Below are 24,148 nucleotides of genomic sequence, written 5' to 3' on the forward strand. Positions count from 1 at the left end.
TTTACTTGGCTCCCTGTTTAATAAGCTGCTCAAAGTGCAACAGATACCAGTCCACCACATCGCGCATGGGAATCCCGCGCGCGGCAGCATAATTGGCTAAACCAAGTTCCCGGCGATGATCCGGGTCGTCGATAATGCGGGCAATGGCCGTTTCCAGGCTCGCCACATCTTCCGGCTGGAAGAATTCGGCGCGGTAGCCTTCTTCGGTCACCAGATGCGCGAAATCGCCGATATTCGGCAGCACCGCGGCTTTCCCATAGCTGCCTGCCTGATGCAGCACGCCTGAACTGCCCGTGGTGCTGCTGTACGGGAACACGACGACCGCCGCCTCGTTGAAGATGCGCGGCACATCATCTTCCGCGACGTAGCCCGTATAGCGCACATCGGGCACGTCGGCGTATTGCTGCCGCATCGATTCGAGATACCCCGCGGCATTCGGGCTGTCCGTCCCAGCGATCACCAATTCCAGCGGTTGTTTCGCCTGCCTGCGCAGCCCGCGGAAGGCTTCAATCAGCATGTCGACGCGCTTGTACGTGCCGAACTTGCCGAAGGTCATGATCTGCGCGGCGCCCGGCGGCAGGTTGAAGTCGGGTTCGGGCGTCTCTTCAAACACGCCATGCGGCGCGAGGAACACGTTCGGCGCGCCGTACTTCTTCTCCAGAATGTCGACATACAGCGGAATCGTCACCGCGATCAGGTTGGAGGTGAGCAGGAAGCGCGTGAACACCGTCCCGAAAATGCGGATCAGCGCCGCCTTGATCGGGTTATCGCCGAAGCCCGCACTCTTGAGATCGACCGTCTCGGTGATGTTGTGCAGCAGGACCGCCGCGGGCACACCGGACAACCGGACGAGCGGCGCGGCCAGCAGCCCGAGCGACGCGGCCACCGGGCTGCCCCCAAAGGTGGCAAACTGCAGGTTGAAGAACACGATATCCGGCTGGTGCTTCTGGACGGCGCGGCGAATGCGCAGCGCATTGTCGAGCGCGCCGAAGCGCCAGCACACCTCCACTTTGACCGGGACGGGCGCGTCCTCAAACTGATACTGATCGCCGGGGGGCAGCTCGTCGACGAGCATGATCACTTCGCTGACTTCCGCCTTCTGGCGCAAGTGCCGGACGAAGTGAAACGCGTACTCGTTGAGCGAGCCTTTACCCGGCGGATACGTGCTGACGATGGCGATACGCATTGTCCCGCTCCCGGTAGATTCCACTAAGGCTGTTGCGTTGAATGGTGACGATGCTCTGCAGGAACCGTTTGACTTCTTTGCGCGTGTCCACCTTTGAACCGGGCGCATCGACCCACGCGACTGGGACTTCGGTCACTTTGTAACTGAACTTTTCCGCGAGGAACAGGATTTCGAGATCAAATGAGAAGCCATCCTGCGTCTGCATGGTATGCAGATGCTTGGCGGCACGCTCGGTGAACAGCTTGAAGCCGCACTGCGTATCCCGCACGCCGACGCGCATGCCGTAGCGCACGAGCAAGCGCAGCCCGCCGCTGAGGATGTGGCGCAGCAGCGACTTGTTGCCTTCCGCTGCGCCTTCCGCCGCGCGCGAACCGACGGCGATATCGAAGCCCTCAACTTCGACTTTGCGCAGCAGCTTGGGCAGTTCTTCGATAGGCGTGGAATTGTCCGCATCGGCGAACAAGACATACTGTCCGCGCGCCGCGAGAATGCCGCGCCGCACCGCGCTCCCCTTGCCGCCGTTCTTCTCCGCGATCAGCAGGTTGAGATTGGCGAAATTGAGGTCGCGCACCAGTGCGACCGTGTTATCCTTCGAACCATCGTCGGCGACGATCAGTTCCCAGTCAAAACCGAGATCCGAAACGTAAGAGGCAATTGCGCCAATGGTGGGCACGATGCGCACTTCCTCGTTGTAGGCCGGAATGACGACCGAGAGTTTGGGTTGCCCCGTGATGGGCGTGAGTTTCCAGTGTTCGTAGTTTTGATACGGCATTAACAGCTCCCTCTCCTGTGACGGTGCCTAGCCGATGAAAATCCAGTTGACGAAAATGGTGGTGAAGATGCCAAGAAAGACGCTGAACCCGACGAGAAGCGCCCGATCCAGCACGGTATGGCGTCCCCAGTGCGCGAGCATCATGAAGAATGGGAAGATCACGAGCACGTAGCGCGTCAGGCTGCCGCTGCCGCTCGACATCGGGATGAGAATCGCCAGCAGCACATAAATGCCGTAGCCCGCGCCCATGCGCCGCCAGATCGCCCATGTGGTGAACAACACGGCGAAGAAGGCGCCGAGATCGAGCAGCACGTGATACCAGATCTCCCCGGTCAGGAAATTCTGCCGCAGCAGCCCGCCGAGATCCCGCAGAACGATGGCGACCGGGCCGAGCATCTGCCGTCCCCACGCCGACTGCGTCGTATTGAACGCGAGCGGGTCGCCGAAGGTGCGCCACAAAAACACCATATAGCTGACCATGCCGAGCGGAATCAACGCGATGATCAAGAGTTGGGGCCAGTCTTTGCGGATGCCATCCCACAGGTTGGCCCATGCCTGCTTCTTATAGATCGTGGCCAGCGTCCAACCGTGTGCCATCAGCCATTCGTAGATGACCAGACCTGCGACCAAAAAGCCGACGATGCGCGACGCCGAGCACAGAATACCTGTCACCGCCGCCCAGCCCCACTGATGTTTGCGCGCAAAATACGCAGTCGCCGTCGAAAACAGCAGGAAGGTGCTTTCGGTGTACACGGCGCTGAAGAAAAAGGCGGTCGGGAAGGCGGCGATATAGAAGACAGCGCGCGTCGCCGTCCCGCTGTCCTTGAAGATGGTCTCAGTGAGCCGGTAGAGGAAGATCAGCCCGAAGAACAGGTACACGTTGCTGACCAGCACGCCCGCCGCAAGGTTCGACCCGGCAAACGGCGCGAGCAAATTCATGCTCAGCGGGTAGACGGGGAAGAACGCGACCGACGACTGCTGGCCGATCACGAAACGGTAACCTTCTTCGGCGATGCGCAGGTAGAAACCACTGTCCCACCGCGCCCAGACATCCAACCAGACGTTGGACGGATTGACATGATAGAGCCCGTCGCCGCTGATGCCCGGAATGGCGATTTCGGCGATATAGGCCGCAAAGAACACAATCGCGCGGGTGATGAGGAAGGCGGCCAACGGGCGCGTCACCCAGTGGTAGCGCGGGTCGTTCAGCTTGTGGAGCAGCGTGCCCACCCCATGGACAGACTGGTTGAATTGGCGTACGGCTTGCATCGCTTAAGCCTCCGGCATGGTGAGCGTGAATTCGGAGAAGCTGACCGGACCGCGGAAGCTCACCAGACCGATCCAACCGGACGCGCGGTCCAAGGGCACGCTGTTGACCAGCGGCTCATCGTCCACGCTGATGCTGTAACTGCCTGCCATGACATCAATGGTGAGGCGATGCGCGACGCTCCAATCGAGATCGAGTCCTGCCCCGCCGAGGCCGACAAACACGCGATCTGCGGTGTAGCTGCCCCAGAAGATCTCGTTGCCACCATTGGCGAAGCGCACCATCGCACCGAACGCGTGGTTATCGCGTTCTGCCATGTGGAAAACGATGCCGCCGCCCGCATCGTCCGGCGCGGCGCTCAACTTCACGTTGACGCTCACGCGGTAGCTTTCTCCGGCGATACCAGTCCCGGCGAAATAGTCGGTCGCTTCTGCATCCGACTGAATAGTGACACCATCCTGCGTGACCCATGTCCCGCTCACCCCATTGAAGTCAACTTCGGTGGGGGGCGGCGTGGGCATGACGGTGGCTTCAGCGGTCGGCGCGGCTTGCAATGCGCGCACTTCGACGCGGTCAAAGGCGACGACAGACTGCGCGGCAGCCAGCCCAACCGCGCCCTGACGGGCGAAAAGGGGCACACCCGCCGCTAGTTCCGCCCCATCCAGGCGCACGGCGTACGTCGTGCCATCGCTGCTCACGCTGAGCGTGTGCGCGTCCGTGCCGGGGTCCGGTACGGACACGCTGCCCTGCCCGACAAACGCGCCGGTTTCGTCGAAATAGCCCCACATCAGGAATTCGTTGTTGTCGACATAACGGACAAGGTGCGCGCCGTTCTTGCTGCCGGGGTTGGTGAGGTTGAACATCACGCCGCCGCCCTTGCCCTGCAGGTGGCGGAACGTCGCATCGAAGGTGAAGGCCGAGAACACCTGATCATTCGAGGCGAACAGATCGAAGCCTTCTGGCTGCGTCTGCACATACGCGCCGTCTTGATAGCCCCACGTACCGGCCACGGGCGTCCAGATCGAGCCGGTACCTGCCGGATTGTCGAAGTCATCGGCGAAAATGACATCGCCTGCTGTGGGTGACTGCGCGGTCGCTTCCGGTGCAGCGAGCTCCGGTGCGGCGGTCGGATCGAGTTGGGCAACCGGGGCATCTGGCGGCGCCCATACATCCGCGGCAAGGTTGTCAAAGCCCACCTGCGAGGTCGAGGTGATCAGACCGAGGCCGCCGCCCTTGTAGACCAGCGGAATATCGCTGGCGACGGGCGCGCCGTCGAGCGTCACCTGATAGGTCTCCGCGCCAACGTTTACACCTAACCGATGCCAGTCGGGGTCGTTGCGGAGCAGGTTGGTCAGCACGCTACCCTGCCCGACGAAATTGCTGTCGTCAGCAAAGTAACCGTACACGATGTACAGGTTGCCATCATCTCCCACGTTGAAGCGGAACATGTGCGTCGCCTGCCGGCTGATGTCCTGCTGTGCGTTGAACAGCAGTCCACCGCCCATGTTTCCGCCCAAATAGCGCAGATCCGCCGCGAACTGATAGGGCTGATCTGCCGGGATGCGAATGGGAATGTAGGTGCCGAGGTCGTAGCCGCTGGGGCTCATCTGGACCAGCGCCTCATCGCGCTGTGCCCAGTCACCGCTGAAGTTTCGGAAGGTCACGGGCGCGGCGAAGGCTTCAGCATAGGGTAGGGTGTATAGTGGGGCGAGAATGGTATCGGCGTGCGGCGGTGCCAGCCGCAGATACAGTCCGAGGTTCAGACCGATCAAGGCCAAGCCCGCAAGCGCGAGAGGGAGCCAGGTACGAGAGATGGAGGGTCGAGTGAGCTGCATCCAAGAATCCGCTCGTATAGAATGATAATCTATTGAAATCTTAGCATTAAGAATGCACGAATTGAATTAAGGTCGCCAACTTTTAGCGAATAATTCACATTGCGGAACGGGGCACCGTGGGTTGATCCGCCGTCCGTAACGCCTGCCACAACACGCCGATCACCAGCAGCAGCATGATGACAATCTGCACGATGATCACCGCGGGCAAGGTTGCATGGAACAGCAAAATACCGATAATCTGCGCCACGCCTGCTGCGAGCAGCATCCACGCGCCGCCGCCCACATTGAGCGCGACGAGATAGGTCATGGCGACGTTGGCAAACACGAACAGCGATGCGGCAATCGTGTAGGTCGGCAGGAGCGCCGCCGCCGGGAGGTAGGCGTCGCCGTAGAGCAGCCCAAGCACTTGCGGAGCAAACAGGAACGACACGAGGAACAACGCCCCGGTGAAAACGCCAACCACGCCCATCAAGCCGAAGAAGATCGGGCGAGTGGGTCGTCCAAGCGCCTGCTGCCGCGCGACGGCGGGGAGCATGAGCAGCATCAACGGCGTCGCGCCGAAGTACGCGATGCGGCCTAACACGGTCACGGCGGCATACTGTCCGGCTTCTTCCGGCGAAAACAGCGTTTTGACGAGCATGAAGTCGCTGTTGGTGATCAACGTTTGGCCGAGCAGGCTAATCGCGACGAAGCCCAGCAGACGCATCCACTCTGATTGTTCAGACGACGCGGAGGCCGTGGCTGGCAGCTTGAAATGCCGCAGCCCTAACCAGCTCACAAACCACGTGATAATCATCGCCTGCCCCAAACCCCACGCCGCGCCATCGACACGCGTGCTTACGGCGACGATCAGAGCGAGGCCGACGCCAGCGCCAAACCGCACCACGCCTTCCGCTAGATATGCTCCCGACAGCCAGAAGTAGCGGCCTGTGCCCTGCAGCACGCCGCGATCCAGCCCCATCAGCACGAACAGCGGCGCAGCGATGATGACGGGCAGCAGCAGTTCCGGTCGTGTGATCTGGAATAGATTGGCGAGCGGCTGTGCCCCGACGATCAGCAGGGCGAGGGTGCCCAGCGCCAGCCGGAAACTCCAACGGCGGCCAAACTGAATCAGCGCTGCCAGCGCTTCCTCTTCACCACGGGCAGCATAGGTCGCACTGAAGCGCGCGCTCACCGTCTGGATCACGCTCGGAAGTAGGCTGATGATCAATTGAATGGTGATGAGCAGCGTGATCTGGCTGTATTCGGCCGGCGTGAGCAAGCGCCCGATCACGAGGTTGTACAGAAAATTGAGGCCGTTGACGCCCGTGGAGATGAGCAGGAAGATGACGCGCCCCGTGAGCAGCGCCGAGCGTACACGCTGAACGAGCGACACACGCCCTTCGGCCAACAGTTCGACGGCCAACCAGTCCATGGCGGTCTGCACGGTTGCCTGCGCCTCTGCCGCGTGCAGGCTGTCCGGGTGCAGGCGAGCGATCACCGAGAACGGATAAGTATAGGGCAGCGGCAGAATCGGCACTTCGAGCGTGAAACCGCCCGTCTCCCGAATCAGCCGCCCATCCTCCGACGTGTACCAGAGCGCCCCGGCGAGGCGCGCGTGCGCATCCTGTTCGGAGAGCGGCAGGCGCGGCGCATCCGCTGGGAAGTAACCACCAGCGGCGGTCAGCGGTAGCACGCGCAAGGCGTCGGCGCTTTGCCGGGTAAGCGGAATGGTATCAGTGCCGACCAGCAGCCACCCACGCTCAAAATCGACCTGTTCCGGCGTGAGCGCGAGCGCATTTGCGGCGGACAAGCCGTTGAGGATCAGCAGCAGCAGGGCGCGTTCGGTTGGATTCAGGAAAGAGGGCGTCAGATTGGACGGCTGGGGAGTCATGAGACTTGTCGCAGTGTAATCATGTGAATGTCTTAATCTTACTCTATTATAGTTTCAATTAAACGCTTGAAGGATTGAGGATTTGTCGGTAAACAAGATAATGTTCAGAAAACTGGGCTGGCCCCGATAGAATGGCACATCCGCACTTTGTGTGAAATATTGATTGAAAATATTCTAGATTGTGGTTCTCAGTTGGAACTGGTTTACCATTCATCTGGGGTAGACCAATCCGTGTGAGACACGGTTTTCGATACTTGTGGAAATCCACTACACCGATTACACCGAATACCGTGTCCCGTGGGGCGTTCATTACCTGAGGTTATTCCTGATGCATGCGAAATTGTTGATATGATGCCAGGTCTTGTCGAGAGAGCTTATCCTGACTTCCCACACAGTGTATCAACCGTAGATTGATACTCGTAAACAAAGACTCCCGAAATATCAAGACGCGCGTTTGAGGATAGCGTCGATTTCGAGCGTGTAGCTCAGTTTGGGCAGGAGAATTACATTGCGAGAGCGGGAACGAGACCCGTCGTCTCCGAACCAGTTATGAAGAGCACCCTCAGATTGAGGGTGCTCTTTTGTTTTCTCCCAACAGCTTGGCAGAATCGCCAGGAAGTACAATCGCCAAAATCTGGACTGACCCGGTTCTGAAGGACGTTAAGCGATATGGCCGGCAGCTCAACACCGCCAGCCAAAGTTCGTTGAGACGGCTCTTCAGATTATTCGCTGCTGCCAGCCCACAGCATGGTATAACCCCAATCCGTCCGGCGCGGCGCAAAGCAATCATCACGGACGGCGTGATTGAGCGCGACGAGCTGACCACCGACCTTGATGACGCGCAATTGATAGTGCCCGGCTCGACATTCCTCTGGCATTAATTCGACTGGCGTGTTTGGGTCAAGAGAGGTGAACAGTCCATCCTCATCAAAACTGAACATACCGCTCGGATAGCCTTGAACCGGAAGACGCTGTGGTACTTTCTACTGTGTCACCAATTACCCATGTGCCGTCCGGGTTGTAACGGATGAAGCCTGGACCGGCGTTAAAGTAGACCGACCACACCCCCACAATGTCCTCCGCTTTGGTTGCGATTACGTCGCAAATCGTGGTCGAGGTAACATCCGTCGGGCATGGCATCAGCGGTTCAACTGGGACGGGCAGTAACGCGGCCGCCACGCTGAGTTCCGAGATGACCGACTGTCCTTCATACTGCAACCGATCCCGGTTGTAGTCGAAATCGGTTCCAGCACTCGGTTCTGGCGGGGCATCCTGGGCGAAAACGAGCACGAAACTCAAGCCCAGCGAGATAATCAGCAGAATAGCAGCCAAAGAACATTTCTTCATCGTGAATTCCTTTTATAAGCCGCTGACACCTCCTATTGAACCTGCATGACTGCTTTTCACGAAGCACTTTGTGATACAGTAACTGATACAGAATTGATACAAAGTGATTATACCGGTGACATTCAGAGAGACGGAGGCGATGATGAACGCCAGCGTATCGTTCGGCCAGTGGCTGAAGCAGCGGCGCAAAGCTCTCGAGCTTACGCGCGAAGCGTTGGCGCAGCGAATTGGCTGTGCCGTGGTCACCCTCAACAAAATCGAGGCGGACGAACGCCGCCCGTCCCACCAACTCGCCGAACTCTTCTCCGAGCACTTGAATATCCCGTTGGATGAACGCCCAGCTTTTATCAGCTTTGCCCGAGCCAAGGCCGGGAAAAATGGCGCGCTCGAGAATCCGCTGTTTCACTCGCCCACCAATCTGCCTGCACCGCCCAATCTCTTGATTGGGCGAACGGCCGATGTCGCGGCTCTCCGCAAGCAGTTGCTGCAGCCGCAGACGCGGTTGCTCACGCTCACAGGGCCGCCGGGGATCGGCAAAACCCGCCTGGCACTCCAGCTCGCTGCCGAGGTACGAGAGGATTTTCTCGATGGAGTCTTTCTGGTTAGCCTCGCTCCCGTCACCGATGCTACCCTGGTCTTCACGACGTGTGCGAGTACGCTGGGCGTACCCGAAGGCGGGCCGCAAACCCCGCTAGAACGGTTGAAGACCTTTCTCCGCGAGAAACAGATCCTGCTGGTACTCGATAACTTCGAGCAAGTTTTGGCGGCGGCCGCTCACATTGCCGACCTGCTCGCTGCCTGTCCGTGGCTGAAGCTGCTCGTGACCAGCCGCGCACCGCTCCGTATTCGACCAGAACGACAATTTCCGGTCACGCCCTTGGCGCTGCCCGATCTCGTCCAGCTACCCGATGCCGACACCGTGTCCCAGTATTCCGCCGTAGCGCTCTTCTTGGAACGGGCGCAGGCCGTCACGCCGGAGTTTGCGCTGACGGAGGCGAATGCCGAAACTGTCGTCGCTATTTGTGCTCGCTTGGACGGCTTGCCGCTGGCGATTGAACTGATCTCGGCACGGATCAAGCTGCTACATCCGGCGCAGCTGCTGGAACGGCTGAGTGGCGGATTAATGCTGCGATCTGACGGTCCACGCGACCTGGAACCGCGTCATCGCACGCTGAATGCAGCGATAGAGTGGAGTTATCAACTGCTCGACCTGGAAGAGCAAACCCTGTTCCGTCGGTTGGGGGTTTTCGTAGGGGGATGGACGCTGAAAGCCGTGGAAACCATCTGTATGCAAAATCTGAGCTTAGACCCGGTGGATGGGTTGGCTTCGCTGCTGGACAAAAACTTGATCAGGCGGGAGGCACAATCCGATGGCGGGCCGCGTTTCGCGATGTTGGAAACCATCCGCGAGTATGCATTACAACAGTTTGGCTTGAGCGGTGAAGCCGAGCTAATCAGTAAACAGTATGTCGCTTATTTCGCAGCGCTTGCGGAAGCACACAACCTAGAATTTGACGGATTGCAGCCTAAGCTGACATGGGATCTTCAGGAAGCCGAACACGCCAATTTCCGTGCAGCGCTCATGTGGTGCCAAAATGCCGGAGATAGCGAAACTTTGCTGCGGTTGGCGAGTTCCCTGCGCGACTTTTGGTCGAGGCGGGGTCATATGCGCGAGGCAAGTGTATGGCTCGCCGATGCCCTCGCACGCTCTAGAGACGTTGTCCACACCAAGCTGTCGGTTCACGCCTATCAACGCCTTCGGGCTACCGCGCTCGAAGAACTTGGACTGATCGACCAGTGGCTGGGCGACTTGGACGCCGCACAGTCACATACTGATGAATCCGTGGCACTCTGGCGAGAACTTGGGGATCAACCAGCGCTTGCGGAAGCAATTAGCGTTTATGGCATGGTATTTGTTTTACGAGCAGATGTCGAGCGAGCCAGACCGTTGCTAGAGGAGAGTCTCGCCCTGTTTCGTACGCTCAATAACTTGAGCGGCATCAGCCTGACTATCTACTTTTTGGGCACACTGGCTTATCTCCAGGGAGAGACCCAACAAGCAGACCAGCTCTGGGAGGAGAGCACCATTAGCACAAGCGCGGCAGGCGATGTTTGGCAACTCGCATCGATACTGGCACAACATGCAATGGTCGCACTGGATCAGCACGATTACGAACAGGCGCGCGCGCGTTTAGTCAAGAGCCTGACGTTGTTTCGAGAAATGGGCGAAAGCTGGCAGGTTATCCATGCGCTCGAAGTAACGGCATCTCTGGCAGCGTTACAAGCGCAGCAATCGATGGATAGTGAGTCGCGGTTGCTTCGGTCAGCGCGCATTTTCGGCGCGGCAGAAAGACTGCGCGACATCTCAGGCGCATTAGTGTTGTCGTTTCAAGGACGTTCCTACGAACGCGGTGTCGCTACACTCCGCGCCCAACTCGACCAGGCACTATTGGCGGAATCCTGGGCGGAAGGTCGGTCGATGACGCTCAATGAGGCGGTTGCTTACGCGCTGTCAGGGATAGATACGGCAGGTGAAGCGGAGGCACCGAGTGAATAACGACGTCCGCTTGGGGGTAGAAAATGCAGTGGAATCACGCCATGATTGTGTACGAGGGGGTATAAGACGTAGATTGTACACGGTCTTATGCGAACCCCGTTGTCTCCGAACCAGCTATAAAGAGCACCCTCAGATTGAGAGGTGCTCTTTTGTTGTCCAACATCAGCCGGGCGAGATCGCTATACGAGTTGTCACCCCCCAAGCAACCGCCGACGTCTGATGGGCTAAGTGTTCAATTCGGCACGAACAAGATTTGTACCCGCCACCATCGCCTTGAGCTTCTCCCGAGCGACCCAGCGCGCAGTCATGCTGAAACCGCAGTCCGAACTAACCCACACGCGCTTCGGATCATTGTATTTGAGCACATCGCGAATGCGCTCCGCGACGATGGCGGGCGTTTCGATAGCGCGGGCTTTCACATCGACCACCCCCGCGGCGAGATACTGATCAGGGCGGGCGTATTTGCTGAAGAGATCGGTTTGCCACATACCGCGGTTGGCGAATTCGAGGTGAATGATATCCACATCGAGGTCGGGGAAGATCGGCGCGATGTGCTCATAGGTGCGATGCGCGACCGCTGGCCGTCCCATGAAATTGCCGAAGCAGATGTGTAAGCCAATGGTCACGCCCAGGCCTTCGACGCAGCGGTTGAACATCTCCACGAAGTCGGGCAGCGGCACAAAATCGTCAATCGCGGATGGCTCGTCGAGCTGGATGTGCGTCGCCCCGGCGGCGACTGCGCGTTTGAGTTCTGCGTTAATGATCGGCGCGAGCGCCCAGGCGATCTCGTTCTTGCTGCCGTAAATGCGCCCCGGGTTGATGCGAAACGCGAACGTCACCGGACCACCGAGCGGCGTCACGAGCGGTTTGCTCGTGCGCTTGCGGGCATAAGCCAGTTCTTCCGGCAGGCCTAACCCGTCCGGCGTGCTGAGTTCGCCAATTGCGCGGAACGCATCGATCATATCCGGCCCTGGGTAGCCTAACTGACGCTCCCACGGGATCTTCTCCAACCCTTTGATCGAGTCGTAGAAGCCAACGAGGAAATTGAAGCGGCGCATTTCGCCATCGCTGATGACATCGACGCCCGCTTCTTCCTGCTCCATGATGGCGAGGTTGGTCGCGTCGTCAAAGGCTTCGCGAATGTCGACTGATCCCATGTCGCCGCGTTTCATCGCTTCGCGCACGACAAATAACCAACCGGGCGTACCGTAACTGCCAATCACTTGAGTCGGCAGCAAGGGCATATTTTGGTAGAGATACATAAGCTTTTTTATCCTTGGGCAGTGGGTTCGATAGGTTTGGTTTGTCCGGTACGCGGATAGTGGTAGTCGCGGATCAGTCGATCTTCTTTATAGATGTACCACGGACACGGCGCGCCGTGATCCAGCGTGTGATCGAGTGGGCGCAGCAGATAGCCGCGCGTCCGTCCCGGCAGCCATTCCATCGCGATGGCACAGTGCGAGCAGTACCAATGAACGCCGGTCTTCTGCCACGTCCACAAGTGCGCTTCCTCGTTGACGCCGTGCACCGTCACATTGATGGGCGCGCGCCCGGTCTCCGGATCGCCGCGCCGCAGCACGCCGCCGCTGCCACATGGGTCAAACGCCACCATGTAGCGGTCGCCCTGATCTTCGACGATGACATCGCCGCGCCGCTGGATTCCGCTAAAATGTCCGCCGCGCATGCCTTCGACGGTGAGCGCGACCTTCTCCCACGGCGTCATGCGATCCCACGCTGCGTAGCGGTCACCCCAGATATCCTGATGCGTGTGCAAAATCGTCTCCAGCACGGCAGGCTCCTGGTACTCCTGCGCAATGAATGTAAGCAGATTTTGCATCCACGCGACAAGAATGTCGTGGACATTGAGAAAGGCGAGGCGCATGCGCTCCAACCAGAACCGCGCATTGGCCGTGTCACCGCGATCCAAGGCGCTGACCGCCTGATCGCGTTCGGTTTCGCCGATGGGATATTGGTCGAAGGTGCGCATGATGCCTGCGGCGGCAATCGTCGCCGGATTATCGCCCGAGCCGGATTTCACGATGATGTAACGAATCGTGTCCTGAATCCACGTGCGCATGATGTTATGCATGATGCGCATTTCCGTGTGGTAGTAGCGGATCAGTGCCGCGGCCAATGCGGCCTGCCCTTCGATTATCGCTTCTTCCGCCAACGTCTGACTGCTCACGCCAATCGTCTCGATAGTGTCGAGGCGCAGCGCGCGTCCAATTGTCTCGGAATGCGCAATATTGACATACTGCAAACGGCTCATCTAGTTCATCTCGATTCCGCCGTCGACGTTGAGCGCCTGCCCGGTGATGTAATCGGCATCATCGGAGCACAGGAACGAGACCGCCGCGGCCAGATCGCCGGGGGTGGCGGCGCGTTTGAGGGGCACACTGTCCACCGTCTTCTTGATCCAACCGCCGCGTTCCAGCCCGAACCGTTCGGCTTGGACACGGTCAATGTCGTCCCACATCGGGGTAGGCACGACGCCGGGGCACACCGCATTCACGTTGATGTTATACGGCGCAAGGTAACCTGCCGCGCTCTGCGTGATGCTGATTGTCGCCCACTTCGCCGCGGAGTAATGCGCGGCATACGGGCGACCGCTGCGCCCGGCAATTGACGAAAAGTTGACGATTTTGCCGTAGCTGCGGTCGGCTTTGCCCGCCGCTTTCACCTCGTCGGGAATCTGCGCGACCATCTGTTTGGCGACCGTCTGCAAGCAGAAGAACAGCCCGCGCTGATTCACGCGCTGCAGCCAATCCCACTTTTCCGGCGTCAGGTCGAAGAGCGGCAGCGTTTCCAGCACGCCCGCGTTGTTGACGAGGATGTCGATGTGCCCGAATTCCGCGACCACATCGGCGACCATTTTGGCGATCTGATCCGTATCGCCGATATCGACCGGATAAGCGAGCGCCCGCGTGTACTGGCTGCATTCATCAGCAGCCGCCCGCGCATTCGCCGCACTGTATTCGGCGATGACAACATGCGCGCCTTCCTGCGCGAACCGCAGCGCGACGCCGCGCCCGATGCCCTGCCCCGCGCCCGTGACGATGGCGACTTTGCCTGCATGACGGTTAGGAATGATGGCCATGTTTACGCTCCGATCTCGCTGGGACGCACCGAGCGGTGCTCGGCGGCGGAAAGATAGGCCGCTTCGATCAAACGCAGCGTGTTAAGGTTGTCGGCGGTATCAGTCGCCGGGAGAGTATCCGTTTCGATGGCCTGCATCAGCCCGGCCATCGGGCCGACGAACGCATCAGGAATCCAGAATTCGTCGAGCGGTAGATCAACGGGCGGCTGATCTTTCTGGCTGTAGCGCAAGGTGTCCGGGCGGCCGCTCGGATAGTTGTACATCAGGCCAATCGTGCCTTCGATGGCGCCCTCGGTGCCTAAGAAGCGGAAAATTGCCGAGGCTTCGGCGTGCATGTTGTAGTGGTTGACGGCGACGAGCGCCTGTAACCCGCTGGCGTAGTCGAAGACGGTGATGGTCTTGGTTTCCGCGCGTACATCGCCCTGCCCCGCATATTTGGCGTGGCGGCTGGTCACCCACTCCGGCGAACCAAACAGGAAGCGCATCGAATCGATGTAGTGGATACTGTGGTACTGCACTTCGAGGCGCGGCGCAGTCGCTAACCACGGCCACATGTGCCACGGGGTCGCGCTGCTCACCTGAATCTGGGCGTCCGTCGGCGTGCCGATCATGCCGCGTTCGATCATGATCTTGCTGGCGGCGATGCCCGAATCCCAGCGCATCTGGTGGTTGACCGCCTGCTTAACGCCCGCTAGCCGCGCCAACTCCACGATTTGCGTCGCCTGCCCGAAATCATCGCTCAGCGGTTTCTGGCACAGCATGTGCTTGCCCGCCGCTGCGACTTGGCGCACCACGTCCAGCTGCGCCCACGGCATCACGGCGATATCGACGATGTCCACGGCGGGATCGGCGAGCAGTTCATCCAGCGACTCGCACACGCGCGCTGTCCCGGTCAGTTCCGCGACCTTTTCGGCGGATTCCCGCTTGATGTCATAGGCCGCGACCATGCGAAAGCCCGCTTTCTGGTAAGCGGGAATGTGCGCGTACTGGACAATGCCGCCGCAGCCGACAAAGCCAATCCCATAGTCCGTCTTGTTTCCCAGTTGGGGACGCCAGTCAATTGAGTTGATGTCCATGCTCTACAGTCCCAGGTTATAGAAGCGGTTCGCAGTGCCACCCCAGATCGCGGCTTGATCGGCGGCGGACAAGCCCGACAGACATTTCCGCGTTTCGGCGACGACTTTGGCGTAGTCCCCGGCGAGGATGGCAACCGGCCAATCGCTGCCGAACATCAGGCGGGACGCGCCGAACTGGTCGAGCGCGAAGTCGATGGCGGGCTGCAGGTCAGCGGCGGTCCAATCGGCCTTAGCAACAGCGGTATTCAAGCCGCTGATCTTGGCGTACACGTTCGGGTTTTGCGCGGCGGCGGCTAACTGATCACGCCAGATCGCCATATCGGCGGCGCTCGGGTACGGCGGTTTGGCCAGATGATCGATCACGATTTTGAGGTTCGGGATACGCTCGGAGAGCGTCGGCACATGCTTGAGATGATTCGGGAACACGGCGACCACATCGAAGGTATAGCCGTGCGCGGCCAGCAGCTTGAGGCTTTCGATCACCGTGTCCTGCACCACCCAGTCGGGATCCGCTTCCGTGTGGATGAGGTGGCGCATGCCCTTGAACAAAAGCTGACGGCGCTTGTGTTCTTCCAACTGGCGGGCGGTTTCTTCCGGCTTGAGCAGCGGCACCCAACCAACGATCCCAGCGACCCACGAGTAGTGCGCCGCCGTCTCGAACATGTAGGCGGTGTCGGCGTACGAGTCCATCGACTGCACGATGACGGTGTGGTCAACGCCTGCCGCCTGCAACTGCGGTTCCAGTTCCGGCGCTTCAAACGTCCGGTAGATTGGGCCGTACTCTGGGACGAGCCACGGGTATTCGACTTTAGCTAGATTCCAAAAATGCTGGTGGGTATCAACGATCATCAACAAAATCCCTTCTAATTCACTAAATTGCACTTCTAACGCACGCAGCAAAGGTTTTCGGTTACGACTGCTCCTCCTTGAGCACGCGGTCGACGAACTGCGCGGCCAACCCCGTATACGCGGCGGGGTCGAGCAGCGCGGCGATCTCGTCACGGGTGAGATGCGCGCTGACCCGGGCGTCTGCAACCAGCACATCGAGGAACGACTGCTGCACCTCAATCGCATGCATCGCACATTCATACACGACGTCATGCGCGTCCTGACGCCCGATATGCTCACCCAACGCAAACATGACGCGTTCGGCGAGCAGCAACCCGCCCGTCACATCGAGGTTGCGCCGCATGCGGTCGGGGTAGACCATGAGGCCACTCATCACCCGCGTCATGATTTCCAACGCGCCGTGGGCCATCACGCACAGTTCGGGCAGGTACGCCCATTCCATCTGGAAAGGACGACCAGTCACGCTCGTGCTCGTTGTAGACGAGCGTGTCCATCGCCGTGGCCGCTTTTTCGCGGCACAGGCGTGCCAGCGTGAGCACGGCCTCGCACAACATGGGGTTGCGCTTGTGCGGCATAGTACTGCTGCCGACCTTCCCCATCGCGAAGGGTTCTTCGACTTCGCCGAATTCCTGTTTCTGCAGGTCGATCACTTCGTGCGCCATACGGCCCATGAGCGCGGCGTACTGGCAGATGATCAGCGCGAATTCCACAATCGAATCGCGGGAGGTGTGCCACGCAATCGGCGGAACGCCGAGGCCAAGTTCGGCCATGAGTGCCGCTTGCACAGCGAATTCGTCGATGCTGCTTTCGGCCAACCCGGCCAGCGTGCCGACCGCGCCGCCGAATTCGCCGACGAGCACCCGCGGCTTGGCTTGATCGAGGCGTTCGCGCCCGCGCCGGAGCTCAGCGATCCACACCGCCAGCTTGGCGCCAAAGGTGGTCGGCAGCGCCTGCTGACCGTGCGTGCGTCCGGCAATCGGCGTGGCGCGGTGCTCCCGGGCGAGGCGGACGAGTGCATCGTGCAGAGCGTCGAGCGTGTGTTCGAAAGCGGGAATGGCATCCCGGATTTGCAGAACGATAGCGGTATCCATCACATCCTGCGTGGTCGCGCCCCAGTGGACATAGCGCCCGGCGTCGCCCGCGCAGCGGTGCGACAACTGCCAGATCACCGAGACGAGCGGATGCACCGTCTTGTCGATGCCCTGCTTGATCGCGTCGGTGTCCATCAAGGCGGCTTGCGCTTGCTCGGTGATCTCGGCGGCGGCGGCTTGAGGGAACAGTCCGAGTTTAGCCTGCGCGCGGGCGAGCGCCGCTTCGTAGTCCAACCATTTTTGCAGCAGCGTGTGATCGTCGAAAATGGCACGCATCGCCGCCGTGCCGAACAGGTCTTTAAAGAAGATGGAATCGATGACGTGCGCGGGCATTAGTCCTCACTCGTCTCGGTCGCGAATTCGCTGGCCAACTGCTGATAGATGCCGTTGCGCGTATGCCAGATGTGATCCTGCGCCAACTGCCGAGCGCGGTCGACGTTCCGGGTCTGGCACGCGGTGAAGATGTCTTCATGTTCCTGATGGATGACGTCGGCGTTGCGCAGCACAAACATGTAACGGTAGCGGTAGAGTTCGCTGCGATCCCACAGCGTTTCGATCATCTGGAAGAGATGGCGATTCTTGGTCGCCGAGTAGATGTGCATGTGGAAGTCGCGGTTGTACTGCATGAAGGCATGAATATCGTCATTGGCGGTCGCGGCGCGCATCTCGTCAATGATGCCGCGCAGGATGACGAAGTCGTGGTCGCTGAGGGCTTGGCACGCCAAGGCGATGGCTTCCCCTTCGACTAATTTACGCGCGAAATACAACTCGTCGAGGTCGTCGAGCGAGATCTCCGTGACAAACGCCCGCGCCGCGGCGTGATCGTTACCAATCCTTCGGCTTCGAGCGTCTTGAGCGCTTCGCGGACGGGAACGAGACTCACATTCAAATCCTCCGCCAACTGGTATTGATTGACACGCGAACCGGGTGCGAGATCTCGCGTGAGGATGGCTTGGCGGATGCGTTCAGCGACCTGGGCTGCCAGTGTGCGCCGATTCTCTTCAATCGGACTGAGAGCCTTCGACATGCTTTATTCCCTTCGGATGCGAGCTACTTGCCATATTATACGACATAAATTATAATACTTCAACAGAACGTAGAAATTGAATTTTTATGTGAAGACACTATGCCTAAACTACAGGTTTTGTACCGTGTATTTGCTGGCTTTGAACGGTCGTTTGCGGCGCAAGCGGCGGCGTTTCAACGCCAGCATCCCGACGTTGATTTCAACATCGTTCCGATTGACCCGGAAAAGCTGTATGAGGATCTGATCGCCAAGCGCGGGATCCTCGGCTCGGACTGGGATGTCGTGCTGCTGCTCACCGACTGGCTGCCGGAACTGCTCAAAATGGGCGGGTTAGCGCGGCTCAACGACTTCATCCAGCGCGACCCGCCACCCGATTATCCGCAGGGTTGGTCAGATAGCCTGCTCGAACTGCAGCGGGATGCGGCAGGCGGAATCTTTGCCCTGCCCTACCATGACGGGCCGGAAATGTTCATGTACCGCGCCGACCTGTTCGAGAATCCCGCCGAACAGACAGCATTTGCCGCACGCTACGGCTATCCGCTCGCCGTCCCGGAGACGTGGTCGCAGTTCCGCGACATGGCGCGCTTCTTCACCCGTCCCGAACAGGGACTATATGGCGCCATGATCGCCGGGCTGAACGACGGTCACAACAACGTGTATGACTTCTTCCTGCATCTGTGGAGCCGCGGCGGTCAGTTGTTCGACGCCGCGTGGAAACCCACCTTCAATGATGCAATTGGGCGCGAGGCGCTTCAGTTCTACGCTGATCTCATTCTGACGGACAAGGTGTGCCCGCCCAAGACACTCGATTATGACAGCGTGGCGTCCGGTGTCGCGTATGCGGCGGGCGAAGCGGCGATGATGTGGAACTGGTGCGGTTTCTCGGCTGTCGCCGAACTGCCCCCATCCAAAATCATCGGCCAGAACCGACTCGGGCTGGTGCCGCGCGGCGATCACGGCGCGCATGCCACGCTCAACATCTACTGGGTGCTCGGTATACCCGCGGGCAGCGCGCAGAAAGAGCTCGCGTACCAGTTTTTGCGGCACTGCGCGACATCCGAAATGGACAAGATCACGGCGCAGAGCGGCGGCACCGGCGTACGCCGATCCACGTGGCGCGATGCGGAGATTCAGGCGCAGTTTCCCTACTACCGCGTGCTGGAAGCGGCACATGCCAACGCCAAAAGCCCGCCGCGCCTCCCGGAATATCCCGCGATCAACGAAGTGTTCAACCAGATGCAGCACGCCGTCGTCACCGGGGCGAAAAGCGTCGAGGAGGCGCTGGATGACGCGGCGCGGGCAGTCGAATCGATCATGGCGGCGGCAGGCTATTACACCTGAGCGCGGCTGTGTTGAGAGAAAAGCTTTTTTGAGTTGAGGAGAGAGAAAATGCTTAGAAAGTTGTTGTTGCTGGTTGGGCTGCTCGCCGTCTTCGGCGTGAGCATGGTGGCGGCGCAGGACAGCGAACCGCAGTTTGCCGGGTTGGATCAACGGTTTGACGGCGTGACCATCAAGGTCGCGACCATCGGCGGCGCGCCGTACGAAGCCATGTACGATTCTATCAGCCAGTGGGAAGAAGCGACGGGCGCGACGGTGGAAATCGTCTTCCTCGGCGACGGCTTCGAAATTGACCGCTACCTGAAGACCAACTATGCCGCGGGCACGGTCGATTTTGACGTGGCGTGGAATCACACGAGCTTCATGAGCCAGTATGTCGACTTCGTCGAACCGCTCCAGAGCTATTTCACCGAAGAAGAACTCGCCCCGTTCAGCGATGCGATCATCTCGTCGGCGATGATTGATGGCGACCTGCAGTTGATCCCGCGCCACGCGGACATCAGCGGCATGCACTATCGCACCGACTTGTTCGGCAATGCCGATTATCAGGCGGCCTTCGAAGCCGAATACGGCTACCCGCTCGCGCCGCCCACCACCATCGACGAAATGTACGACATGGCCGAATTCTTTGTCGCGCAGGGCGCGGTGCAGTACGGCACGCAGTTCGCCGGTAAAGAAGAAGCGCTGAGTGGTCGCTACTACGAACTGCTCGTCGCCAATGGCGGCAACTATTTCGACGACGCGTTCGAGCCGACCTTCAATAGCGAAGCGGGCATCGCGACGGCGCAGTGGATGCGCGATCTGTATGCCAACGGCCTGATCCCCGCGGACACGCCGAACCTGCTGTGGCCGGAAGTCGCGCAGAACTTCTGCGATGGCAATGTGGCCTTCTATCTCGAATGGTACGGCTGGTACAGCTACTTCCAGAGCCCGGATAGCTGCCCGGCAGTTGCCGGCAACTTCGCGATCGTGCGCGGCCCGGTCGGCGCGTCGGGCGATGTCCACACGGGCTGGGCGGGCGCGCATGCCTTCTCCGTGACCCGCGCTTCCCAGAACAAGGAAGCCGCGGTCGCATTAATCAAGTTCCTGACGAGCGAAGCGGTGGAATATCAGGAAGCCCAGCTCGGCGTGCTGCCCGTGCGCGATGACGTGTGGGCGCGCATCATCAGCGATGCCTCCGGTTCGGGCGTGGCGCTCGACACCGAACGTCTGCAAGTCGCGCAGGAGCAGATCAGCGCGGACTTCTTCACACCGCCGCTGTTCCCCGATTGGATCAGCTTCACGAACCTGTGGACGCCCATCCTGCAAGGCGTCATCCTCGGCGATGCGTCGGTTGAAGACGGCGTTGCGCAGGGCGCAGACGAAGCCCGCAGCCTGCTGGATGATCTCGGCTACTACGAATAGCGTTTGAGCAAGCATTATGGGGGTGGGCCTGCCCTGCCCCCATGATAGACAAGGCACAACAGGCATGGTTGCAGATGCAACAACGGTCAGCGCGTCCCGCCCAGCGCGGCGCAGCGCGTTTGAACGACGCAAACTCGTGTTTCCGTGGATACTGCTCGCGCCGACGTTGTTCATCATCGCGGCCATCGTCATCTACCCAATGCTCTACTCGGTGTACGTCAGCTTTACGCCCTTCAACCTGCTGCGCCCGGAAACGTTTGCCTTTGACGCGGAAAAGATGTTCCGCAACTACCAGCGGTTAGTCGAAGACGAAGTCTTCGTCGGCGCGTTCTTCCGCACCATCATCTTCATGGCCGTAACGGTCAATCTCGAATACGTGATCGCGCTCGGCCTCTCGCAGTTGATCGCGCGCGTGACGTGGGGACAAGGCCTCATCCGTACGCTGCTCATGATCCCGATGATGTTCGCGCCTGTGCTGGTGGGCTTTCAATACGCGTGGTTCTTCAACGCGACGGTGGGCTTAGTCAACAACGCACTGATGTCGCTCGGCCTGATGACCACGCCCAAAGCGTGGCTCGTCGATGTGCCAACGGGCATCTTCTCGGTTGGGCTGGCCAGCATGTGGATGAATATCCCGGTGACGACGATCATTTTGCTGGCGGGGACGCTGTCGCTCCCCAGCGAAGTCTACGAGGCCGCCGAAGTCGACGGTGCGAACGCGTGGCAGCAGTTCCGCAAAATCACCATGCCGCTTTTGCAGCCCTTTGTGCTGATCGCGCTCACTGTGCGTTCGCTCGATGTCGGGCGCGCCTACGATATTGTGCGCATCATGACCGACGGTGGCCCGGCAAACCGCACTGAAGTGGTGTGGACGTATGTCGGCGAAATGGCGATTCAGAACTCGCGCTTTGGCCTCGCCAGCGCCATGTCGATGGTGAGCGTCGTCGTCGGCATTTTGTTCACGCTCTACTTGTTCCGGCAGTTGATGAAATCAAGGGTGGTGCAGTAATGCTGACCCATGCCGTCCGCCCGCATGGGCGGTCACGACAGGCGCTCTACAATCTGGTGGCGTTCGCCATCCTCACCTTGGGCGCGCTGCCCGCTGTGTGGATCATCTTCACCGCGTTCCGCCCGGCCTCCGAAGTCAACACCACGCCGCCCATCTGGATTCCGCAGCAAATCACGCTCGATGCCTTCGCCTCACTGTTCGGGCTGAACCCGGACTACGCGGCGGGTGTGCCCGTCGGCGACTACATGCGCAATTCGATCATTGTGGCGACGATGAGCACCGTCGTGGCGCTGGCGCTCGGCACGATGGGCGGCTATGCTTTTTCGCGGTTTGAGTTCAAAGGTCATCGGCTCGTCTTCCTGCTCATCATGCTGTCGCGGGCGGTTCCCGGCATCGCGCTGAGCCTACCGCTGTTTTTGCTGCTGCGTAACTTCGGTCTGGTCGATACCGTCGGCGGGTTGTCATTCGTGTATGTGGCCGTGAACACCCCATTCAGCGTATGGCTGATGGATGGCTTCTTCCGGCAGATTCCGCGTGACCTCGACGAATCGGCGTACATTGACGGGTGCGGCTACTGGACGGCCTTCCTCCGCGTCGATTTGCCGCTGGCGCTGCCGGGCATGGGTGCGGCAGGCATCTTCGCGTTTCTCGCAGCGTGGAACGAGTACCAACTGGCGAGTCTGCTCACGCGCACGCCCGCGGCGAAGACCTTCCCGGTGGGGTTATACGATTTCACCAGCCAGTTTACGGTCGATTGGCGCGGCATGTGCGCCATGTCCGTCCTCATGATGATTCCGGCGATTCTGTTCGTCATCGGCACGCAGCGCAGCATGGTACGCGGCTTGACCTTCGGTGCGATCAAGGGGTGAGGATCGAAAAATGATTGCTGTTTATTTACAAATCTGGATTACAGGGACATTATCATGCCCACAGTGATCGTATATTGGTCACCCGGGCGCAGCCAAGAGCAAAAACAGCGCGTCAGCCAACGCATTTATGCGGCGCTGGTCGAAGACGGCGGCGCGCGACCGGAAGATGTGCTCGTCATTTTTCAGAATATTGAAGCCGGGGATGCATCCCGCCCCGGTGCCGCGGCCAAACCCGCAGAGGATTAGTTGAGCATGGCAGTTGATGTTTTGATGCCCAATCTCGGCTTTGACACGCAGACCGGGCGCTTGCTCGAATGGCTCAAACAGCCCGGCGATGCAGTGTCCAAAGGCGATGCCATCGCCGTGATTGAGTCGGATAAAGCCAATGTCGAGCTGGAGGCGCTAGCGAGCGGCGTGCTGCTCGAACACTTGGCGCACGCCGAGCAAGAAGTGACCATCGGCGCGGTGATCGCCCGAATCGGCAGCGCGACTGACTATCAGTCCGCTGCGCCGAGTACGCCCGCTGCCACTCCCGTGACGAGTGGATCTGGAGCGCGGGTGTCCCCGGTCGCCCAGCGGATAGCACGCGAGCTGCAGGTGCCAGTCGAGCAATTGGCGGGCAGTGGCGGACGCGGGCGCGTCACGCGGCGCGACGTGGAAGCCTATCACAAAGAAGCGGCCCAACCCCATCCCAGCCTGACTAATGGTACGGATGCGCACGGGATCAAAGCGCTGCCGCGTGTGCGTAAAGCCGCCCGAGAACGCGGCATTGATCTGGCGGCGGTTGCCGCAGCCGGCTTCCCCAACCCGCTGACGCTGGAGATGCTCGACGCTTTCAGCGCGCCGAGCGCCGCGCCTGCGCCGTCCGCTCCGACTGTGCCCGAGGGGGCTGTGCTCGTCCCGCTCTCGCGCATGCGGCAGACGATTGGCCGCCGACTAAGCGACAGCATGCGGGAAGCTCCCCACTTCTACGTAACGGGCGAATTCGTGTTCGACGCAGCGCTGGACAAGCTCAAGACCCTGTCGGGCAAAGCCAAGATCAACGATTTGATTCTGCACCTCGTCACGCAAACCCTCAGCCGCGTCCCCGCGCTCAACGCGACCTTTCAGGACGGCTCGCTCTACCGGCACGAGCAGATTCATCTGGCGGTGGCGGTAGCGCGTGAGGATGGTCTGATCACGCCCGTACTGCACAACGCTGGACGATTTTCGCTGCCCGGTCTAGCGGCGGAAGTCCGCAGCCTCGTTGAGCGAGCGCGGACGAACCGTTTGAGCGTCGATGATTTGCAGGGGGGGACATTCACGGTGAGCAATATGGGCATGATCGCCCAGGTCGAACACTTCACCGCCGTGATCAATCCGCCGCAGGTGGCGATTCTCGCGGTCGGCGCGCTCAAACCGCGCCCGGTGGTGATCGACGGCGGGCTGTTCATTCGCAGCACCGCGCATCTGACGCTCAGCGGCGATCACCGCGTGGTCGATGGCATGGATTTGGCCCGCTTCATGGCGGTCTTTCAAGAAGAACTGGATCGGTTTTCAGCGTAAGGGATG

The 24,148-nt window shown here is 60.0% G+C and carries 23 protein-coding genes; 7 read left to right on the forward strand and 16 right to left on the reverse strand.

The genetic code is table 11. The annotated features are described in order from the left end of the window. Position 1 precedes the first annotated feature (1 nt). The 7 genes from IPK17_RS02340 to IPK17_RS02370 all read right to left on the reverse strand — a co-directional run bounded on the left by IPK17_RS02340 (position 2) and on the right by IPK17_RS02370 (position 8,280). Positions 2-1,186 (reverse strand): glycosyltransferase, encoded by a 1,185-nt coding sequence (locus tag IPK17_RS02340; protein WP_343416058.1) that lies wholly within the window; start codon positions 1,184-1,186, stop codon positions 2-4. Then, positions 1,149-1,958 carry a dolichyl-phosphate beta-glucosyltransferase gene (locus tag IPK17_RS02345; protein WP_343416059.1) on the reverse strand — a complete coding sequence of 270 codons (810 nt, stop codon included), beginning with the start codon at positions 1,956-1,958 and terminating at the stop codon, positions 1,149-1,151. Before IPK17_RS02345 ends, IPK17_RS02340 begins: the two co-directional genes overlap by 38 nt. A 27-nt stretch (positions 1,959-1,985) precedes the next feature. Continuing rightward, on the reverse strand, positions 1,986-3,227 hold the full coding sequence (locus IPK17_RS02350; protein WP_343416060.1) for a mannosyltransferase family protein: 1,242 nt from the start codon (positions 3,225-3,227) through the stop codon (positions 1,986-1,988). Between the two features lie 3 nt (positions 3,228-3,230). After that, entirely contained in the window at positions 3,231-5,060 is a 1,830-nt protein-coding gene (locus tag IPK17_RS02355; protein ID WP_343416061.1) for a LamG domain-containing protein, read from the reverse strand. A gap of 94 nt (positions 5,061-5,154) precedes the next feature. Continuing rightward, entirely contained in the window at positions 5,155-6,933 is a 1,779-nt protein-coding gene (locus tag IPK17_RS02360) for an MATE family efflux transporter (RefSeq protein ID WP_343416062.1), read from the reverse strand. 722 nt (positions 6,934-7,655) lie between these two features. Continuing rightward, entirely contained in the window at positions 7,656-7,874 is a 219-nt protein-coding gene (locus IPK17_RS02365) for a hypothetical protein (protein WP_343416063.1), read from the reverse strand. Next, entirely contained in the window at positions 7,861-8,280 is a 420-nt protein-coding gene (locus IPK17_RS02370; protein WP_343416064.1) for a hypothetical protein, read from the reverse strand. The genes IPK17_RS02365 and IPK17_RS02370 overlap by 14 nt, the downstream gene beginning before the upstream one ends. A gap of 139 nt (positions 8,281-8,419) precedes the next feature. Here IPK17_RS02370 and IPK17_RS02375 point away from each other — a divergent pair, with 139 nt between their 5' ends. After that, positions 8,420-10,837 carry an ATP-binding protein gene (locus IPK17_RS02375; protein ID WP_343416065.1) on the forward strand — a complete coding sequence of 806 codons (2,418 nt, stop codon included), beginning with the start codon at positions 8,420-8,422 and terminating at the stop codon, positions 10,835-10,837. A 224-nt stretch (positions 10,838-11,061) separates the two neighbouring features. Here IPK17_RS02375 and IPK17_RS02380 read toward each other — a convergent pair whose 3' ends face one another. From IPK17_RS02380 to IPK17_RS02420, 9 genes are all read right to left on the reverse strand, one after another. Beyond that, complete coding sequence (locus IPK17_RS02380) at positions 11,062-12,099, reverse strand: uroporphyrinogen decarboxylase/cobalamine-independent methonine synthase family protein (RefSeq protein ID WP_343416066.1); 1,038 nt, start codon at positions 12,097-12,099, stop codon at positions 11,062-11,064. Positions 12,100-12,107: 8 nt separating this feature from the next. Then, positions 12,108-13,106: a hypothetical protein gene (locus tag IPK17_RS02385; RefSeq protein WP_343416067.1), complete on the reverse strand. Its 999-nt coding sequence runs from the start codon at positions 13,104-13,106 to the stop codon at positions 12,108-12,110. Further along, a complete protein-coding gene (locus IPK17_RS02390; RefSeq protein WP_343416068.1) occupies positions 13,107-13,934 on the reverse strand; it encodes an SDR family NAD(P)-dependent oxidoreductase in 828 nt (275 codons plus the stop codon). 2 nt (positions 13,935-13,936) lie between these two features. After that, positions 13,937-15,010, reverse strand: coding sequence for a Gfo/Idh/MocA family protein (locus tag IPK17_RS02395; RefSeq protein ID WP_343416069.1), 1,074 nt, complete (start codon positions 15,008-15,010; stop codon positions 13,937-13,939). Positions 15,011-15,013: 3 nt separating this feature from the next. Then, a complete protein-coding gene (locus IPK17_RS02400) occupies positions 15,014-15,859 on the reverse strand; it encodes an amidohydrolase family protein (RefSeq protein WP_343416070.1) in 846 nt (281 codons plus the stop codon). Positions 15,860-15,920: 61 nt separating this feature from the next. Next, a complete protein-coding gene (locus IPK17_RS02405; protein WP_343416071.1) occupies positions 15,921-16,220 on the reverse strand; it encodes a lyase family protein in 300 nt (99 codons plus the stop codon). Further along, complete coding sequence (locus IPK17_RS02410; RefSeq protein ID WP_343416072.1) at positions 16,135-17,283, reverse strand: class-II fumarase/aspartase family protein; 1,149 nt, start codon at positions 17,281-17,283, stop codon at positions 16,135-16,137. The genes IPK17_RS02405 and IPK17_RS02410 overlap by 86 nt, the downstream gene beginning before the upstream one ends. Continuing rightward, entirely contained in the window at positions 17,283-17,675 is a 393-nt protein-coding gene (locus IPK17_RS02415; protein ID WP_343416073.1) for a GntR family transcriptional regulator, read from the reverse strand. The genes IPK17_RS02410 and IPK17_RS02415 overlap by 1 nt, the downstream gene beginning before the upstream one ends. A 20-nt stretch (positions 17,676-17,695) precedes the next feature. Continuing rightward, positions 17,696-17,977 (reverse strand): GntR family transcriptional regulator, encoded by a 282-nt coding sequence (locus IPK17_RS02420; RefSeq protein ID WP_343416074.1) that lies wholly within the window; start codon positions 17,975-17,977, stop codon positions 17,696-17,698. A gap of 99 nt (positions 17,978-18,076) precedes the next feature. On the opposite strand from IPK17_RS02420, the gene IPK17_RS02425 reads away from it, so the two are divergent. The 6 genes from IPK17_RS02425 to IPK17_RS02450 all read left to right on the forward strand — a co-directional run bounded on the left by IPK17_RS02425 (position 18,077) and on the right by IPK17_RS02450 (position 24,142). Then, a complete protein-coding gene (locus IPK17_RS02425) occupies positions 18,077-19,318 on the forward strand; it encodes an extracellular solute-binding protein (protein ID WP_343416075.1) in 1,242 nt (413 codons plus the stop codon). A 48-nt stretch (positions 19,319-19,366) separates the two neighbouring features. Then, complete coding sequence (locus tag IPK17_RS02430; protein ID WP_343416076.1) at positions 19,367-20,719, forward strand: ABC transporter substrate-binding protein; 1,353 nt, start codon at positions 19,367-19,369, stop codon at positions 20,717-20,719. Between the two features lie 64 nt (positions 20,720-20,783). Next, positions 20,784-21,728: a carbohydrate ABC transporter permease gene (locus IPK17_RS02435; RefSeq protein WP_343416077.1), complete on the forward strand. Its 945-nt coding sequence runs from the start codon at positions 20,784-20,786 to the stop codon at positions 21,726-21,728. Then, on the forward strand, positions 21,728-22,597 hold the full coding sequence (locus tag IPK17_RS02440) for a carbohydrate ABC transporter permease (protein WP_343416078.1): 870 nt from the start codon (positions 21,728-21,730) through the stop codon (positions 22,595-22,597). The genes IPK17_RS02435 and IPK17_RS02440 overlap by 1 nt, the downstream gene beginning before the upstream one ends. Before the next feature lie 54 nt (positions 22,598-22,651). Then, a complete protein-coding gene (locus IPK17_RS02445; RefSeq protein ID WP_343416079.1) occupies positions 22,652-22,843 on the forward strand; it encodes a tautomerase family protein in 192 nt (63 codons plus the stop codon). 6 nt (positions 22,844-22,849) lie between these two features. After that, a complete protein-coding gene (locus IPK17_RS02450) occupies positions 22,850-24,142 on the forward strand; it encodes a dihydrolipoamide acetyltransferase family protein (protein ID WP_343416080.1) in 1,293 nt (430 codons plus the stop codon). The last annotated feature ends 6 nt before the right edge of the window (positions 24,143-24,148 follow it).

The sequence above is a fragment of the Candidatus Flexifilum breve genome, assembly GCF_016713355.1.